Origin of the sequence: Streptomyces sp. NPDC020875, assembly GCF_040641415.1 — a bacterium.
Taxonomy (GTDB): Bacteria; Actinomycetota; Actinomycetes; order Streptomycetales; family Streptomycetaceae; genus Streptomyces.
Map to the genome: position 1 here is coordinate 25,830 of NZ_JBFADP010000006.1, position 16,451 is coordinate 42,280.

Sequence of the window (16,451 nt, forward strand, 5' to 3'; positions counted from 1 at the left end):
GCTCCGCGCGGACCGCACGAGGTGATGTGATGTCAAAGACGTCCGAGACGCTGTCCGGTCCCGAGGTGGGCCTCGACGGCTTCCACTCCTGGTGGCGGGAGCGGAACGAGGCGCACCGGTTCACCGTGAGCCGGATCCCGTTCGACGAGTTCACCCACTGGAGCGTCGATCCGGCGTCCGGGGACATCCGCCACGACTCGGGGCGGTTCTTCACCGTCGAGGGGCTGCGGGTGCGCTCCGAACGCGGCCCGGTGTCGTCCTGGTCGCAGCCGATCATCAACCAGCCGGAGATCGGGATCCTCGGCATCCTGGTGAAGCGGTTCCACGGGGTGCCGCACTATCTGCTCCAGTGCAAGATGGAGCCGGGGAACGTCAATGTCCTCCAGCTGTCGCCGACGGTGCAGGCGACCCGGAGCAACTACACCCGGGCGCATCGCGGCGGCCATGTGGCGTATCTCGACTACTTCGTACAGCCCCGGCCCGGCCGGGTGCTGGTCGACGTCCTCCAGTCCGAGCACGGCTCCTGGTTCCTGCGGAAGCGGAACCGGAACATGGTGGTCGAGGTGGAGGAGGACGTCCCGGTCGGGGCGAACTTCCACTGGCTGACGGCGGAGCAGATCGGCGCGCTGCTGCGGATCGACAACCTGGTGAACATGGACGCGCGGACGGTGCTGTCGTGTCTGCCGCTGCCCCTGGCGCCCGGGTTCGAGCCGACGGTCCCCGCCCTGCGCGCCGCCGGACCGGGTACGGATACCGAGCTGCACAGCTGGTTCACCGAGATCTGCGCCTCGCACAGTGTGGCCACGGAGAGCATTCCGCTGGCGGAGGTCGACCGCTGGGAGCGGGGCCCGGACGAGATCCGGCACGAGGCGGGCCACCACTTCAAGGTGGTCGCGGTATCGGTGGAGGCGGCGACCCGGGAGGTGCACCGCTGGACGCAGCCGCTGTTCCAGCCGTGCGGGATCGGGGTGGTGGCGTTTCTGCTCCGCCGGGTGGCGGGCGAGGTGCAGGTCCTGGCGCACGCCCGGGCCGAACCGGGGTTCGTGGACGTGGTGGAGATCGGTCCGACGGTGCAGTACCAGCCGTCGAGCTATCCGACGGGCGCGCCGCCGTTCGCGGACGTCGTGGCGCGCGCCCCGGCCCACCGCTTCCTGTACGACACCGTGCTCTCCGAGGAGGGCGGCCGGTTCCTCAACGCGGAGAACCGGTACGCCGTCCTGGAGATCGACGAGAACGACCCGGGTGTGCCGGGCGAGCTGCCCGAGGACTACCGGTGGCTCACGCTCTCCCAGCTGACGGGGCTGCTGGCGCACCGCAACTATGTGAATGTGCAGGCGCGGACGCTGGTGAGCGCGATGCGGCTGACCCTGGGGCTGAGTTGAGCGCCCGTACGGCGCGGCGGACCACGGCGTCCGCACCGCCCGCCACCCCGGCGGCGACGACCGCGCCCGCCGCCCCCCTGACCGGAAGCGGAACGGGAACCGGAACCATGACCCGAGCCGGGGCGCCGACCCTCCCGACCGCCCCGGCGCCCGCCGCAGCTCCCACTCCCGCCCCCGCGCCCGTCGGGCCCGCGCCCGCCGCCGTACCGCCGGTCCGGATCGGTGTCCTCGGCTGTGCCTCCGTCGCCTGGCGCCGTACCCTGCCCGCCTTCGCCGAGTCGGCCCGGGCGGAGGTCGTCGCGGTCGCCAGCCGGGACGCGGCGAAGGCGGCCAGGTTCGCGGCCCGGTTCGGCGGGGACGCGATCACCGGCTACGACGAACTGCTGGCCCGCCCGGACGTGGAGGCGGTCTACGTACCGCTGCCGACCGGGCTGCACGCCCACTGGTGCGCCCGCGCCCTGGAGGCGGGCAAGCACGTCCTCGCGGAGAAGCCGCTCGCGGTCTCGGCCGCCGAGGCGGAGACGCTGGTGGCGCTGGCCCGCCGGACCGGGCGGGTGCTGATGGAGAACCGGATGTTCGTCCACCACGCCCAGCACGCCGAGGTGCGGCGGCTGGTGGCGGAGGGCGCGATCGGCGAGCCGCGGGTGCTGACGGCGGCGATGGCGTTCCCGCCGCTGCCCGCCGACGACGTCCGCTACCGGCCCGACCTCGGCGGCGGCGCCCTCCTGGACGCCGGTTTCTATCCACTGCACGCGGCGCTGATGCTGCTGACCGGCCCGCTGGAGGTCGTCGGCGCCCATCTCCACGAGGACCCGGAGCGGGGCGGCGTCGACATCAGGGGTGACGTACTGCTGCGCGACGCGAACGGTGTCACCGCCCATCTCACCTTCGGCTTCGACCACGGCTATCGCGCCGGGTACGAGCTGTGGGGCAGCCGGGGCCGGCTGGTGCTGGCCCGGGCGTTCACCCCGCCGCCGAGCTGGCAGCCGGTGATCCGGATCGAGCGGCAGGACCGGGTGGAGGAGCTGACGCTCGCGCCCGGTCACCAGTTCCTGACCACCATCGACCGCTTCGCCACGGCGGTCCGCGACGGCGAGCCGCTCGCCGAGCATCTGGAGACCGCGGTACGCGGCGCGGCGCTGATGGACGCCGTGCGGGCCGCGAACCGACGACGGGAGTGATCATGCCGGAGACGGCGACCGAGATGAAGCGCGCGATCCTGGAGATGGTGCGGAAGTACGACCGGGAGGTCGCGCCGGACACCGCGTTCCGGCCCGGGATCACCCCGATCCTGCCGTCGGGCGCGGTCCTCGACGAGGACGACCGGGCGGCCCTGGTCGAGGCGGCGCTGAGTATGCGGATCGCGGCCGGGGTGTCCTCCCGGAAGTTCGAGCGGCTCTTCGCCCGCAAGCTGGGGCTGCGCAAGGCGCATCTGACGAACTCCGGTTCGTCGGCGAATCTGCTGGCCCTGGGGGCGCTCTGCTCGCCGACCCTGGGCGACGACCGGCTGAAGCCGGGCGACGAGGTGGTGACGGTCGCCGCGGGCTTCCCGACGACGGTCAACCCGATCGTGCAGAACCAGCTGACCCCGGTCTTCGTCGATATCGAGCTGGGCACGTACAACACCACCGTGGAGCGGGTCGAGGCGGCGATCGGGCCGAAGACCCGGGCCGTGATGATCGCCCACGCGCTGGGCAATCCGTTCCCGGCGCGGGAGATGGCGGAGCTGGCCGAGGAGCGCGGACTCTTCTTCGTCGAGGACAACTGCGACGCGGTGGGCACCACCTACGGCGGACGGCTCACCGGCACCTTCGGCGACCTCAGCACGGTCAGCTTCTACCCGGCGCACCACATCACCGCGGGCGAGGGCGGCTGTGTCCTGACGGACAATCTGGCGCTGGCCCGGATCGTGGAGTCGCTGCGCGACTGGGGCCGGGACTGCTGGTGCGAGCCGGGCGAGAACGACACCTGCCACAAGCGGTTCTCGTACCAGCTGGGGACGCTGCCGTTCGGCTACGACCACAAGTACATCTTCTCCCACGTCGGCTACAACCTGAAGGCGACCGACGTCCAGGCCGCCCTCGCCCTGACGCAGCTCGCCAAGCTGGACGACTTCGGTACGGCGCGGCGCGCCAACTGGGCCCGGCTGCGGGAGGGCCTGGACGGGGTACCGGGGCTGCTGCTGCCGGAGCCGACCCCCGGCAGTGACCCGAGCTGGTTCGGCTTCGTCCTCACCGTCGCCGAGGACGCCCCCTTCACCCGGGCGGAGCTGGTGGACTTCCTGGAGGCACGGCGGATCGGCACCCGGCTGCTGTTCGCCGGGAACCTGACCCGCCATCCGGCCTATCTGGGGCGGGACTTCCGGGTCTCCGGCGAGCTGACCAACAGCGACGCCGTCACCGACCGTACGTTCTGGATCGGGGTCTACCCCGGGATCACCACCGAGATGACGGATTACATGATCGAGTCCATCCGGAGCTTCGTCACCGACCGGGGGGCCCACCGTGCCCGCTGAACCCGCCGTCCTCGGCGGCCCGCCCGCCTTCGCCGAGCCGCTGCACGTCGGCCGGCCCAACATCCCCGACGGCCCCCGGGCGATGGAGCTGATCCAGCAGGCCATCGACCGCCGCTGGCTGACCGCGTTCGGCCCGCTGGTGAAGCGGTTCGAGCGGGACGTGGCCGCCGCCGCGGGCGTCAAGCACTGTATCGCCATGTGCAACGCGTCCGTCGCGCTCCAGGTGCTGATCCGGGCCGCCGGGCTGAAGGGCGAGGTGATCCTGCCGTCGTTCACCTTCATCGCCACCGCCCACACCCTGCTCTGGGAGGGCGTCACCCCGGTCTTCTGCGATATCGACGAGGAGACCGGCAATATCGACCCCGAGCACGCCCGGCGGCTGATCACCGACCGCACCATCGGCATCATGGGCGTCCATCTGTGGGGCCATCCGGCACCCACGAAGGAGCTGGACGACCTGGCGGAGGAGTTCGGTCTGCGGCTCTTCTACGACAGCGCGCACGCCATCGGCAGCGCCCGCGGCGGCCGGGCCGTCGGCGGCTTCGGCCATGCCGAGGTGTTCAGCTTCCACGCGACGAAGTTCATCAACTCCTTCGAGGGCGGCGCGGTCGTCACCGACGACGACGCGCTCGCCGAGCGGGTCCGGTCGATGCACAACTACGGCCGGGGCGAGGGCGAGATCGTCTCCTCGATCGGTACCAACGCCAAGATGACCGAGGTCGCGGCGGCGATGGGGATCACATCGCTGGAGAACCTGGACTATCTGATCGAGGTCAACCGGGAGCGGTACGAGCGGTACGCGGCCGGGCTCGCGGGCATCCCCGGCCTCAGCCTGCGGAGGCCGGGCCCGGAGAACGACGTCAACCACCAGTACATCGTCGCCGAGGTCGACGAGGCGGCGGCCGGGATCTCCCGGGACGTCCTCGCGGCGGCCCTCACGGCGGAGAATGTGCTGGTCCGGACCCACTTCGACCCGGGCTGCCACCGTACGGAGCCGTATGTCCGCGACCCCGGCCGTCACGCGCCGCTGCCGCTGCCCCGCACGGAGGCACTGGGCGCGCGGGTCCTGATGCTGCCGACGGGTACGGGGGTGACGCTCGACGAGGTCGACCGGGTGTGCGCCCTCACCGCGCGTCTGGTGGCGGCGGGCGACGCGGTGACGGCGGCGGTCCGCCGCGCGTCGTAGCCCCCGCGCATACGAACGGGCGGTGCCCCCCTGACCGGGGGGCACCGCCCGTTTCCTCACGCCCGTCACCGGTGGCGGGCGGTCATCTCCTCCAGTACGGGTACGACGTCGCGCGGCGACGGCACGTCCATCAGCTCCCGCTTGATGTCGAGCGCCGCGGCCCGGTACGACGGCTCCTCCACGATCCGTACCACCGCCTCACGCAGCCGCTCCGGCGTCAGTTCGCCCGGCGGTACGACGATCGCGGAGCCGCGTTTCTCGGCCATCAGCCCCCGCTCCAGCTCGTCCCAGAACGGGTCGGGCACGATGATGTCCGGCACCCCGTGGACCAGCGCGTTGCTGTGGGTCCCCAGCCCGGCCTGGTGGACGATGCCCGCACAGCTCGGCAGCAGATCGTTGAGCGGTACGAAGTCCACCAGGGTGACATTGTCCGGTACGGCGGCGGAGCCGACCTGATCGGCCGTCAGTGTGGCGACGACCTCCATGTCGAGCCCTTCGAAGCCGCCGAGCAGATCGGTGACGGAGACCGTGGAGTCCCCGACGTCCTCCCGCATCGACAGACCGAGGGTGAGACAGATCCGGGGCCGCTCCGGCGGCCGGGAGAGCCAGTCCGGTACCCCGGTCGGCCCGTTGTAGGGCACGTACCGCACGGGCACCGTGGCCGGTTCGTTCGGCAGCCGCATCCACGGCGGCATCGGGTCGATGGTCCACTGCCCGGTGACGAGTTCCCGTTCGAGTCCGGGGTGGTACGTCTGCCCGATCCGGTCGAGGCGCCCGGTGAACCACTCCCCCAGCGGGTCCTCCCGCGCCTCGGGCGGCAGTTCGGCCCGCAGCGTGCGGTAGTCGTCGTGGAGCCGGTTGATCAGATCGAGTCCGAACAGCATCCGGGCGTGCGCGGCCCCGCAGGAGCGGGCGGCGATCGCCCCGGCGAACGTGAGGGCGTCCCAGATCACCAGGTCGGGCCGCCAGCCGTCGCAGAAGGACACCAGGTCGTCGGTGAACTTCTGGTCGGCGAGGTATTCGTAGCGGACCCCGCAGGCGAGGGTGAACTCGGCCAGGGCGTGGTCCCAGCCGCCCGCGCGCTGCTCCTCGTAGGGGGAGCTGAGCCCCCGGCTGAGGACCTCCTGGTTGGAGGACCCCTTGGCCTGGGCGGTGCCGCCCATGTCCAGCCGGTCGCCGACGGTGACGGCGGTCAGCCCGGTCCTGGTGATGGTCTCCGTCAGATCGGGGTGGCTGGCGACGCACACCTCGTGCCCCTGGGCGCGCAGCGCCCAGCCGAGGGTGACCAGGTTGAACAGATGGGCCTTGGAGGCGAAGACGGTGAAGAGTACGCGCATTTTCGATCCTTCTGTTCTCGACGGCCCGACGGCCCCGGGGGCCAGGTCGTTTCTTTCGGATCAGGCTGGGTGAGTGAGCGGGGTCTGGTGCCGTGGATCGCAAGGCGGAGGAATGAGCCACTGCGGAGCATTGGTGATTGACGACAACGCGGCGAGGCGCGGTGCCAGGGCACGCGAACCCCAGCAAGATCCGAAAGAGACGGCCTAGCCGGTGGTCACGGGGCAGCGGACGACGGCACCCGTGACCGGGGTCCGCGGCGGCCGGACGGCGGGCCCGGCGGGGGCGAGCCGGGGGGTGCGGGCGGCGAGGGCGGTGACCGCCTCGTAGGCGAGCAGCCGCAGCAGGGGCGTCAGCAGCCGGAACGCGGGGTCGGCGAGCGCCGGTGGTTCGGCCCGGTCGGTGCGGCCCGGCCGGAAGCGGTCGGGTTCGGTGAAGACGGCCGGGTCGCGGCCGGCCGCGTCCAGCAGTACGGCGATCTGGTCGCCCGCGGCGACCGGCAGTCCGGCGACCTCGGTGTCGGCCGAGGCGATCCGGCTGACGATCCGCAGCGGCGGATCGTGGCGCAGGGTCTCGTCCACGGCGGCCGGGACGAGCGCCGGATCCTCGTGTACGGCGGCCCAGGCGCCGGGTTCGGCGAGCAGGGCGGTCACGGTGCCGTGGACCAGGCGTACGGCGAGCTGGGCACCGGCGACCAGGGGCAGCAGATATCCGGCCCGGGCGTCCCCGGCGGACGCGCCCGCCCCGAAGGGGGTGTCGCCGTCCTTGACGAGCCGGTCGACGTCCTCGGCGATGCCGTCGTACGCCGTGGTCAGGGCGCGGGTGGCGGCCAGGGTCGGCGGGCAGAGCAGGGCGTCCAGTACGGGTACGGTGTCGCCGACCAGGGCCGCGTACCGGGTCCGTACGTCCTCGGGCAGCCCGAACAGGGCGGCGAGCGCGGCGGCCGTACCGGGCCGGGCGAAGTCGGTGATCAGGTCGAACGGCCCGTCGGGGACGGCCGCGAGCCGCCGGTATCCGGCCCCGACGGCCGCCGGGTCGGCCCCGGCGACCAGCGGCCGGACCAGGGCCGCGACCCGGGCGATCTCCTCGGCCTCCAGCCCGAACACGGTGTCGTCGACGGCGATGACGTGTTTGACGGTGGCCCCGGCGCCCAGGGTGTAGACCCGCCGCCGTCGGCGCGCGGCGCGGGCGTCCCGGACCGTGAGCCCCGGTTCGGCGAGTACCGCGGCGGCGGTGGCGTGCGCACCGGTCACCCAGACGTCGAGATCGGTCTGCCGCAGCGGCGCCCCGGTCCGCAGCCCGGCGTGTACGGCGCTCCGGTCGACGGCGTGGTCGCGCAGCAGCAGGGCGAGCGGGGCGCCCCGGTCGCCGTTCATCCACTGCACCCCGCGTACGGTCAGCAGATGCCGGGCGAGGTCCCCCTCGGACAGCGCCCTGGGGTCGACTTGGTGCCGGGTCATCGGACCAGCCCTTCCAGTCGGGGCACGAGCCCGCCGGGGCTCGGCCGCTCGGCCAGCTCCGCCCGGACCCGCTCCGCCTCGGCGCGTACCGCCGGATCGTCGAGCAGCCGGTCGGCCCGCTCCCCGGTGGTCTGCTGCGGTACGCCCCGTACGGCGGCGGCGGCCTGGATCAGCGGATCGCCGTCGTGGACGACGGCGGAGCAGAACGACAGCAGGCCGTGTACGGGCATCGGCTCCAGCAGCCGCACATGGCGCGGCATCCGGGTCCCGGCGGGCAGCCGGGCGGAATCCACCACGGCCACCACCTCGGCGTCCAGCTCACCGACGTCGGCCAGCGCCCGCCCGGTCACCAGGACCCGGGGCCGCCGGGCCTTCTTCTGGAGGAACGCGGGCACGGCGGCGGGCCCGTCGTACGGCACGGGCCGTACGGCGACCCGCCGCGCGCCCCGGTCGCCGCCGACGCCGTCCACCAGCGGATCCACGGTCAGCTCGCCGAACACCAGATCGTCGGTGCAGGCGACCCCGTGCGCCCCGGCGAGATCGGCCAGCCGCGCCGTACCCGCCGCGTCGGGCGCCTGATGCGCCCCCGACAGCACCCGTACGTGCGCGGCGCCCGCCACGCGGGCGGCGATCCCGCCGCCGACGCTGTGCTGATCCCATACGACGAGTTCGGCGGGCCATTCCCGGGCGGCCCGGACGAGCCCCCCGATGTCCTGGCCGTCCCCGGTGCCGACGGCGGCCAGGCCGCTGCCCCGCGCGGCCTCCACCACCTCGTCGGGCACGGCGGCCCGCACCTCGTGCCCGGCGGTGCGCAGGGCCCAGGCGAGGGGCGCGAGATGGTACAGATACGGGGCGGTCGCGGCGGTGACGAGTACGCGCATCTGCCTCTCCTCGGTTCTGCGTCGTTGGTCACCAGCCAACACGCCGGAGGGCGGGCGCGTTCACCCCTATTCGGGGGGCGGGCCCCCAGAACAGGGGGCGTGGGGCACGGTGTTCAGTCCGCCTCCAGCCGGAAGTCGAAGACCGAGGAGTCGAAGCGGTCGTACCCCTCGTAGTCCACGAGGTCGTACAGGTCCCGGCGGTGCTGCATCTCGTCGAGCCGGTCCGTCAGCGACCCCTGTTCCAGCAGGGTGTCCAGGCCCCGCCCGGCGGCGCCCATCGCCATCCGCAGCAGGGAGACCGGCCAGATGACGATATTGACCCCGACGTCCCTGAGCTGGTCGACGCTGAACAGGTCGCTCTTGCCGAACTCGGTCATATTCGCCAGCAGCGGTACGTCGATCGCGGCGCGGACCCGCTCGAACTCGTCCAGGGTGCGCAGCGCCTCCGGGAAGACGGCGTCGGCCCCCGCGTCGACCATCCGCCGGGCGCGTTCGACGGTCGCGTCGAGACCCTCGACCGCGCGGATGTCGGTCCGGGCGACGACGAGGAAGTCGGGGTCGCGGCGGGCGTCGACGGCCGCGCGGATCCGCTGGGCGGCCGTCCCGGCGTCGACGACCTGTTTGCCGTCGAGGTGGCCGCAGCGCTTGGGGTTGACCTGGTCCTCGATATGCAGCCCCGCGAGGCCGGAGTCCTCCAGTTCCTGGACGGTCCGGGCCACGTTCATCGGCTCCCCGAAGCCGGTGTCGGCGTCGGCGAGGGTGGGGAGGTCGGTGACGCGGGTGATCTGCCGGGTCCGCCCGGCGACCTCGGTGAGCGTCGTCAGACCGATGTCCGGCAGCCCGAGGTCGGCGCTGAGCACCGCGCCCGAGACATAGACGCCGTCGAAGCCGCGGCGTTCGATCAGCCGCGCCGAGAGCGGGTTGAAGGCGCCGGGCAGTCTGAGCAGTTCGCCCGAGGCGAGCCGTTTCCTGAAGGACCGGCGCTTCTCCGCGTCGGTGCGTGTGGTGTACAGCATCTCCGGCTCCTCAGAAGATTCCGGGGCGGCCCGCGGGGAGCTGTCCCGGCCGGGCGACGAAGGTGAGGTCCCGTACCTCGTCCGGGCCCAGTTCGGGCAGGCGCAGCGCCAGGCCGAGGAAGCGGTCCGCCTCGGCCTCGCCCAGGACGGGAACGGCGAGGGTACGGAACTTCCCGATGTAGTCGTCACGGGCGAAGGGGCGGGCTCCGGCGGGGTGCGCGTCGGCGACGGCGATCTCGTCCTCGACGGTCCGGCCGTCCGCCAGGGTGACGACGATCCGGCCGCCGTAGGACTGCCGGTCGCCGTCCGCGTGGTAGCGCTCGGTCCACACCGGGTCCTCGACCGTGGTGATCTTCCGCCACAGGGCGACGGTGTCGGGGCGGGCGGCCCGTTCGGCGGCGTAGGAGTCGACATGGTGCCAGCGGCCGTCCTGGAGGGCGACGGCGAGGATATAGGGCAGCGAGTGGTCGAGGGTCTCGCGTGAGGCGCGGGGATCGTACTTCTGCGGGTCGTCGGCGCCGGAGCCGATGACGTGGTGGGTGTGGTGCGAGGTGTGCACCACGATGCTCCGGACCCGGTCGGGGTCGGCCGCCTCGGGGTGCTCGCGGAGCAGTTTCCGCGCCAGGTCGATCCATGCCTGGGCCTGGTATTCGGCCGAGTGCTCCTTCGTATAGCTGAGCAGAATGGCCTCCTTGGGCTCGCCGGGGCCGGGCAGCGGTACCTCGTAGCGCCCCTCGGGGCCGTCCAGCAGCCGGGCGATCACTCCGTCCTCGCCCTCGTAGACGGGGGCCGGGCTGGTCTCGCCGCGGATCGCCCGGTCCACGGCCTCGACCGCGAGCTTCCCCGCGAAGGCGGGTGCGTACGCCTTCCAGGAGGAGATCTCGCCCTTGCGGGACTGCCGGGTCGTCGTCGTGGTGTGCAGCGCCTGCCCGATCGCCTGGTAGATCACGCCGGTGGGCAGGCCGAGCAGGGTCCCGAGGCCCGCGGCGGCCGACGGGCCGAGGTGCGCGATGTGGTCGATCTTGTGCCGGTGCAGGCTGATGGACCGGACGAGGTCTATCTGCACCTCGTAGCCGGTCGCGACGGCGCGGACCAGCGCGTGTCCGTCGCGGGCCGTGTGCTGGGCGACGGCGAGCAGCGGCGGGATGTTGTCGCCGGGGTGCGAGTAGTCGGCGGCCAGGAAGGTGTCGTGGTAGTCGAGTTCACGGACGGCGACCCCGTTGGCCCAGGCCGCCCACTCGGGGCCGGTCCGGACGTCCGGCGCGGCGCCGAACACCGTCGCGCCCGCGCCCCCGCGGCTCGGCGGGTGGGACAGCGCCTGGGCCCGGGCCGAGGTCGGGGCCGGGCGGCCGATGGAGGCGGCGGCGACGGCGGCGTTGTCGATGAATCGGTTGACGATCATCTCGACGGCGGCGTCGCCGACTTCGACCGGGTCGGCGGCGACCTCCGCCAGTTTCCAGGCCAGTTGCTCCTCGCGGGGGAGGTGCTCCGCACTGCGGTGGGATCGGACCGGATGGTTCTTCATCGAGGCTTCTCCGTTGCTCCGGTGTTCCGCCGTCCCCGGGGCTCGCTCTGCCCGGCGGGGCGCCAGGAGCGGCGGAAGTGCTCATGGCTGTTGTGCAGATGGACATGGGTGGCGTGCAGGGCGAGGGCGGCGTCGCGGCGGGCGATAGCCCGGGCGATCAGGGCGTGTTCGGACGCGGAGGCCGCGAGCCGGCCCTGGGAGTGCCCGGCCATCCGGCGTACCCGGGCGATATGGGTCCGCAGGTTCTCCATCGTGTCGACGAGGAACGAGTTCTCGGTGGCCGCGCCGGTGGCCTCGTCGAAGCTCCGGATGAGGGCGAAGTACTCGCTCACCCGCTCGCCGGAGACCGCGGGCCCGCCGAAGAGTTCGTACCAGCGGGTGAAGGCGTCCGCGAACTCGGCGAAGACCTCAGGATCGCCGCGTTCGGCGGCGAGTTGGGCCGCCTGGGCCTCCAGACAGGCCCGCAGTTCGAACAGGCTCCGCACATCGCGGTCGTCGACCTGGGTGACCACGAGGCCGCGGCGTCCCGACGGCTCGGCCAGGCCCTCGGCGACCAGCCGGCGCAGGGCCTCCCGTACCGGGGTCCGGGAGACGCCGAGGCGCTCCGACTGCTCGACCTCCAGCAGGGCGGCTCCGGGGACCAGCAGACCGTCGAGAATCTCTGACCGCATCTGCGCGTAGGCGCGTTCGGCGGCGGTGGGGGAAGAGATCGGCATGGCCCGGAGTGTATACACAGACCTCGCCACAGGTCACGAGCCGAGCAAAATATCGGGACAGACCCTTGTGGAGCACCCCACCCGTGTATACATTCCGAGCCCTCAAGCACTCCTCGGAGAGACAGGGACGTCTCCATGAAGATCACCCGTATCGCCGCCGCGGTGGCGGCCGCCGTTCTCGCCCTCAGCGCGTGCGGCGCCAATGACGAGTCCCCGGGCGGTACGAAGGGTTCCGGCGGACAGACCCGGTCGCTCGACCGGCTCGAGATCATCGCCCCCGCGGCGCCGGGCAGCGGCTGGGACCAGGCGTCCCGGGCGGTCCAGGACTCGCTGCGCTCCGCCGGACTCTCGAAGGGACCGGAGGTCAAGAATGTCCCCGGGGCGTCCGGAACCGTCGCCCTCGCCCAGGTGGCGCCCCAGAAGGGCAAGAAGAACCTCTGGATCGCCTCCGGGCTGGCCATGATGAGCGGCGTCATCAGCAACGGCACCGGCGTCGGCCTCGACGACCTCACCCCCCTCGCCCGGCTGATGGGCGAGTACGAGGTCATCGTCGTGCCCAAGAACTCGCCGTACGACTCGGTCGAGAAGCTCTTCGACCAGATCAAGAAGGACCCCAAGTCGGTGGCGATCGCCGGAGGCTCCGCCGGCAGCGCCGACCACATCTTCATCGGACTCCTCGCCAAGCACTTCGGCGTCAAGCCCGCCGATGTGAACTACGTCCCCTACAGCGGCGGCGGCGAGGCGACCACGGCGATCCTCGGCGGCAAGGTCCAGGCGGGCGTCTCGGGACTCAACGAGTTCGCCGCCCAGATCAAGGAGGGCACCATGAAGGGCCTCCTCGTCTCCTCCACCGCCCCCGTCGAAGGGGTCCCCTTCACGCAGACCGCCGCCGATCTCGACAAGAGCCTCGCCTTCCAGAACTGGCGGTCGATGATGGCGCCGGGCGGCCTGGACGCCGGGCTGCAGAAGCAGTACGTCGACACCCTCACCCGACTGCACGCCTCGCAGGGCTGGAAGGACGCCCTGGCCAAGAACTCCTGGAACGACAGCTTCATCGCCGGTGACGAGTTCGCGACCTGGCTCAAGGAGGAGAACGTCCGGGTCCGGGACGTCCTCGACGAGCTGGGTCTGTCCAAGAAGTGATCCGAGTTCCTTCCCGGGTGTCCGCCGACGCGGGCACCCGGACCCCGGCGTGAGAAAGGCACCTCCATGAGCACCCCACCGACCCCGCCCGAGCCACCCACCGCCCCGCCCGGCGAAGCCCGGGGCGGCCTCGCCGTCGGCGAATGGGCGGTGACCGCCGGACTCCTCGTCATCGGGGTGGTCACCCTGCTCGACGGCCTCGGACAGGCGGCCCCGACCTCCGCGTCGGGCGTCGGCGCCGGATTCCTGCCCACGGTGGTCGGCACCCTGCTCCTCGTGCTCTCCGTGGCGCTCGGCGTCCAGATCGCCCGGGGCCGCCGCGGCGAGCCCGACGCCGCCGAGGGCGATATCGACGTCCGCACCACCCGGTGGGTACCGCTCGCCGTCTGCACCGCCGCCGCCCTGATCTTCATAGCGGGCGTCGACAGCCTCGGCTACGTCGTCGTCTCCGCCATCGCGTTCTGGCTCACCGCCTGGGCCGTCGGGGCCCGTAACCACCTGGTGTCGGCGGCCATCGCGATCGGCCTGTCCCTCGCGGTCTATCTCGTCTTCACCCGGGCCCTGGGCATCGCGCTCGCCCCCGGCGTCCTGGCAGGGGTCCTCTGATGGGCGGCTGGGACGGACTGCTGCACGGGCTGTCGCTCGCCCTCACCCCCGAGAATCTGCTCTTCGCCCTGATCGGCACGGTCGTCGGAACCCTCGTCGGCGTCCTCCCGGGCATCGGCCCGGCCCTCACCATCGCCCTGCTCCTGCCGATGACCTACGGCCTGGAACCGGCCGGGGCCTTCATCATGTTCGCCGGTATCTACTACGGCGCCATGTACGGCGGCTCCACCACGTCCATCCTGCTGAAGACCCCCGGCGAGTCCGGCTCCGTGATCACCGCCATCGACGGCAACAAGATGGCCCGCCAGGGCCGTGGCGCCGCCGCGCTCGCCACCGCCGCCATCGGCTCGTTCGTCGCGGGCACCATCGCCACGCTCCTGCTGGCCTTCTTCGCCCCGTGGATGGTCCAGGTCGCGGTCAAGCTCGGCGCCCCCGACTACTTCGCCCTGATGGTCGTCGCCTTCCTCACCGTCAGCGCCCTGGTCGGCGGCTCCCCGCTGCGCGGACTCGTGTCGATGACCCTCGGCCTCGTGGTCGGCATCGTCGGCATCGACTTCCAGAGCGGCCAGCAGCGCCTGACCTTCGGACAGGTCTCCCTGCTCGACGGCATCGACACCGTCGTCCTCATCGTCGCCCTCTTCGCCATGGGCGAGGTGCTGTACGTGGCGGCCCACCAGAGATCCAGCCGCTTCGACGTGATGAGCGTCGGCAAGGGCAGCCGCTGGATGACCCGCGACGACTGGCGCCGCACCTGGCGGCCCTGGCTGCGCGGCACCGGCATCGGCTTCCCCCTGGGAGTGATCCCCGCGGGCGGCTCCGAGATCCCCACCTTCCTCTCGTACACCCTGGAACGGAAACTCTCCAAGAAACCCAAGGAGTTCGGCCGGGGTGCCATCGAGGGCGTCGCGGGCCCGGAAGCCGCGAACAACGCCAACGCCGCGGGCACCCTGGTCCCCCTGCTGACCCTCGGCATCCCCACCTCCGCCACGGCCGCCGTCATCCTCGTCGCCTTCCAGCAGTACGGCATCCAGCCCGGCCCGCGACTCCTGGACGACCAGTCGGCCCTCGTCTGGGGCCTGATCGCCAGCCTGCTCGTCGCCAACGTCATCCTGCTCGGCCTCAACCTGCCGCTCATCGGCCTCTGGGTGAAGATCCTCAAGATCCCCAAGCCCTATCTCTTCGCCGGAATCATGATGTTCGCCCTGCTCGGCACGTACGCCGTCAACGGCAGCGCGTTCGACGTGGGAGTCCTGCTCTTCTTCGGCTTCGCCGGATATCTGATGCGCCGGTTCGGCTTCCCGGTCTCCCCCATGATCGTCGGCGCGATCCTCGGCCCCCTCGCCGAGGTCCAACTCCGCCGAGCGCTCGACATCGCGGGCGGCGACATCACGACCCTGGTCTCCACACCGTTCACGATCATCGTCTACCTCACCCTGGCGGCGGTCCTCCTCGGCGGCTTCCTCCTCCGCCGCCGCGCCCCCGCACCACTGCCCGCCCCTGAGCCGGACCCGGCGCGGCAGGACTGAGACACCGGCCGGGCGAAGGGGCCCGCGCCCGGCCCCCGGTGCCGGGCCCTACCCCGGCACCACCGACAACGCGTCCACCAGCCGCTCACCCCGGCCCCCGGACGCCCATGGCCCCATGGCCCGCCGCAACACCGCCAGCTCCCGCCGGTGCCGGACCGACCCCGTCTCGGCGGCGATCCGCGCGGACTCCGCCGCCGGCTCGACGGCATGATCCGGCTCGCCCAGGGCGGCGTACCCGATGGCCTGCCGCGCCAGATACACCCCGACCCGCCGCCGCGCACCACCGGGCACCCCCGCGACAACCCGCGTGCGCGGGGAGCACTCGTGCAGCTCGGTGAGCGCCTGGTGGAGCTGGGGACCATCCCCGCGTGCGCGGGGAGCACCCGTACGGCCGGGACTGGACGTGGGACCAGATGGGACCATCCCCGCGCGCGCGGGGAGCACGTCTTTCCCACCTCCATCTTCTGGCTCTCGTTGGGACCATCCCCGCGTGCGCGGGGAGCACCTGGGCATCCGGGAACTGGCCCGCCTCCAGTCGGGACCATCCCCGCGTGCGCGGGGAGCACAGGAATCCCGGAACCGTACGGACCGTTCCGGTGGGACCATCCCCGCGTGCGCGGGGAGCACGGACGAACCGGACCGGGCGCGTCTGCATTCAGGGGACCATCCCCGCGTGCGCGGGGAGCACTGGCCCAAGCAGACCCGGTCGCCGTACTACCTGGGACCATCCCCGCGTGCGCGGGGAGCACGGCCTGGTCGGCGGGGCTGCCGGTGGCGAGTTGGGACCATCCCCGCGTGCGCGGGGAGCACGTCTTCCCCGCTGCGGTGGTGAAGCGGTACGGGGGACCATCCATCCCCGCGTGCGCGGGGAGCACATCCGCTACCGCGTCGAAGACGAGGACGGAACGGGACCATCCCCGCGTGCGCGGGGAGCACCACCGGCTGACCTCCGACAACCTCTTGTCGTGGGGACCATCCCCGCGTGCGCGGGGAGCACCGCCGGAGACATCGATCTGGCCCGCGCAGACGGGGACCATCCCCGCGTGCGCGGGGAGCACGCGACATCGGATTTCCCGATCCCGCCGCGGTTGGGACCATCCCCGCGTGCGCGGGGAGCACCGTAGTTCATCCGGTTCAGGTCTCCACGGAACGGGACCATC

General features: G+C 72.3%; 14 protein-coding genes and 1 CRISPR repeat array (1 of these 15 only partly in view). Of the genes, 7 read left to right on the forward strand and 7 right to left on the reverse strand.

The window, feature by feature from the left end; genetic code table 11:
• The first annotated feature begins 29 nt into the window (after positions 1–29).
• The 4 genes from AB0G74_RS05080 (at position 30) to AB0G74_RS05095 (ending at position 5,083) form a co-directional block, all read left to right on the forward strand.
• Complete coding sequence (locus AB0G74_RS05080; RefSeq protein WP_361140881.1) at positions 30–1,382, forward strand: NDP-hexose 2,3-dehydratase family protein; 1,353 nt, start codon at positions 30–32, stop codon at positions 1,380–1,382.
• 107 nt (positions 1,383–1,489) lie between these two features.
• Entirely contained in the window at positions 1,490–2,563 is a 1,074-nt protein-coding gene (locus tag AB0G74_RS05085) for a Gfo/Idh/MocA family oxidoreductase (protein WP_361140882.1), read from the forward strand.
• 2 nt (positions 2,564–2,565) lie between these two features.
• Complete coding sequence (gene rfbH, locus AB0G74_RS05090; RefSeq protein WP_361140883.1) at positions 2,566–3,897, forward strand: lipopolysaccharide biosynthesis protein RfbH; 1,332 nt, start codon at positions 2,566–2,568, stop codon at positions 3,895–3,897.
• Complete coding sequence (locus AB0G74_RS05095; protein ID WP_361140884.1) at positions 3,887–5,083, forward strand: DegT/DnrJ/EryC1/StrS family aminotransferase; 1,197 nt, start codon at positions 3,887–3,889, stop codon at positions 5,081–5,083. The genes rfbH and AB0G74_RS05095 overlap by 11 nt, the downstream gene beginning before the upstream one ends.
• A gap of 65 nt (positions 5,084–5,148) precedes the next feature.
• Here AB0G74_RS05095 and AB0G74_RS05100 read toward each other — a convergent pair whose 3' ends face one another.
• From AB0G74_RS05100 to AB0G74_RS05125, 6 genes are all read right to left on the reverse strand, one after another.
• Complete coding sequence (locus AB0G74_RS05100; protein WP_361140885.1) at positions 5,149–6,420, reverse strand: activator-dependent family glycosyltransferase; 1,272 nt, start codon at positions 6,418–6,420, stop codon at positions 5,149–5,151.
• 204 nt (positions 6,421–6,624) lie between these two features.
• A complete protein-coding gene (locus tag AB0G74_RS05105) occupies positions 6,625–7,878 on the reverse strand; it encodes a P450-derived glycosyltransferase activator (RefSeq protein ID WP_361140887.1) in 1,254 nt (417 codons plus the stop codon).
• Entirely contained in the window at positions 7,875–8,759 is an 885-nt protein-coding gene (locus AB0G74_RS05110; protein WP_361140889.1) for a nucleotide disphospho-sugar-binding domain-containing protein, read from the reverse strand. Before AB0G74_RS05110 ends, AB0G74_RS05105 begins: the two co-directional genes overlap by 4 nt.
• A 113-nt stretch (positions 8,760–8,872) precedes the next feature.
• Positions 8,873–9,775 carry a methylisocitrate lyase gene (gene prpB, locus AB0G74_RS05115; protein ID WP_361140891.1) on the reverse strand — a complete coding sequence of 301 codons (903 nt, stop codon included), beginning with the start codon at positions 9,773–9,775 and terminating at the stop codon, positions 8,873–8,875.
• A 10-nt stretch (positions 9,776–9,785) separates the two neighbouring features.
• Entirely contained in the window at positions 9,786–11,300 is a 1,515-nt protein-coding gene (locus tag AB0G74_RS05120) for an MmgE/PrpD family protein (protein ID WP_361140893.1), read from the reverse strand.
• Positions 11,297–12,016 carry a GntR family transcriptional regulator gene (locus tag AB0G74_RS05125; RefSeq protein ID WP_361140895.1) on the reverse strand — a complete coding sequence of 240 codons (720 nt, stop codon included), beginning with the start codon at positions 12,014–12,016 and terminating at the stop codon, positions 11,297–11,299. Before AB0G74_RS05125 ends, AB0G74_RS05120 begins: the two co-directional genes overlap by 4 nt.
• Positions 12,017–12,151: 135 nt before the next feature.
• On the opposite strand from AB0G74_RS05125, the gene AB0G74_RS05130 reads away from it, so the two are divergent.
• The 3 genes from AB0G74_RS05130 to AB0G74_RS05140 all read left to right on the forward strand — a co-directional run bounded on the left by AB0G74_RS05130 (position 12,152) and on the right by AB0G74_RS05140 (position 15,291).
• On the forward strand, positions 12,152–13,159 hold the full coding sequence (locus AB0G74_RS05130; protein WP_361140896.1) for a tripartite tricarboxylate transporter substrate-binding protein: 1,008 nt from the start codon (positions 12,152–12,154) through the stop codon (positions 13,157–13,159).
• 66 nt (positions 13,160–13,225) lie between these two features.
• A complete protein-coding gene (locus AB0G74_RS05135; RefSeq protein WP_361140898.1) occupies positions 13,226–13,765 on the forward strand; it encodes a tripartite tricarboxylate transporter TctB family protein in 540 nt (179 codons plus the stop codon).
• Complete coding sequence (locus tag AB0G74_RS05140) at positions 13,765–15,291, forward strand: tripartite tricarboxylate transporter permease (RefSeq protein WP_361140900.1); 1,527 nt, start codon at positions 13,765–13,767, stop codon at positions 15,289–15,291. The genes AB0G74_RS05135 and AB0G74_RS05140 overlap by 1 nt, the downstream gene beginning before the upstream one ends.
• A gap of 48 nt (positions 15,292–15,339) precedes the next feature.
• On the opposite strand, the gene AB0G74_RS05145 is transcribed toward AB0G74_RS05140, so the two are convergent.
• The gene (locus tag AB0G74_RS05145) at positions 15,340–15,582 is read right to left on the reverse strand and encodes a hypothetical protein (protein WP_361140902.1); all 243 of its coding nucleotides are present in this window, start codon (positions 15,580–15,582) and stop codon (positions 15,340–15,342) included.
• A 2-nt stretch (positions 15,583–15,584) separates the two neighbouring features.
• Positions 15,585–16,451: a CRISPR direct-repeat array (repeat unit 29 nt; unit sequence GGGACCATCCCCGCGTGCGCGGGGAGCAC); it runs 447 nt beyond the window's last position.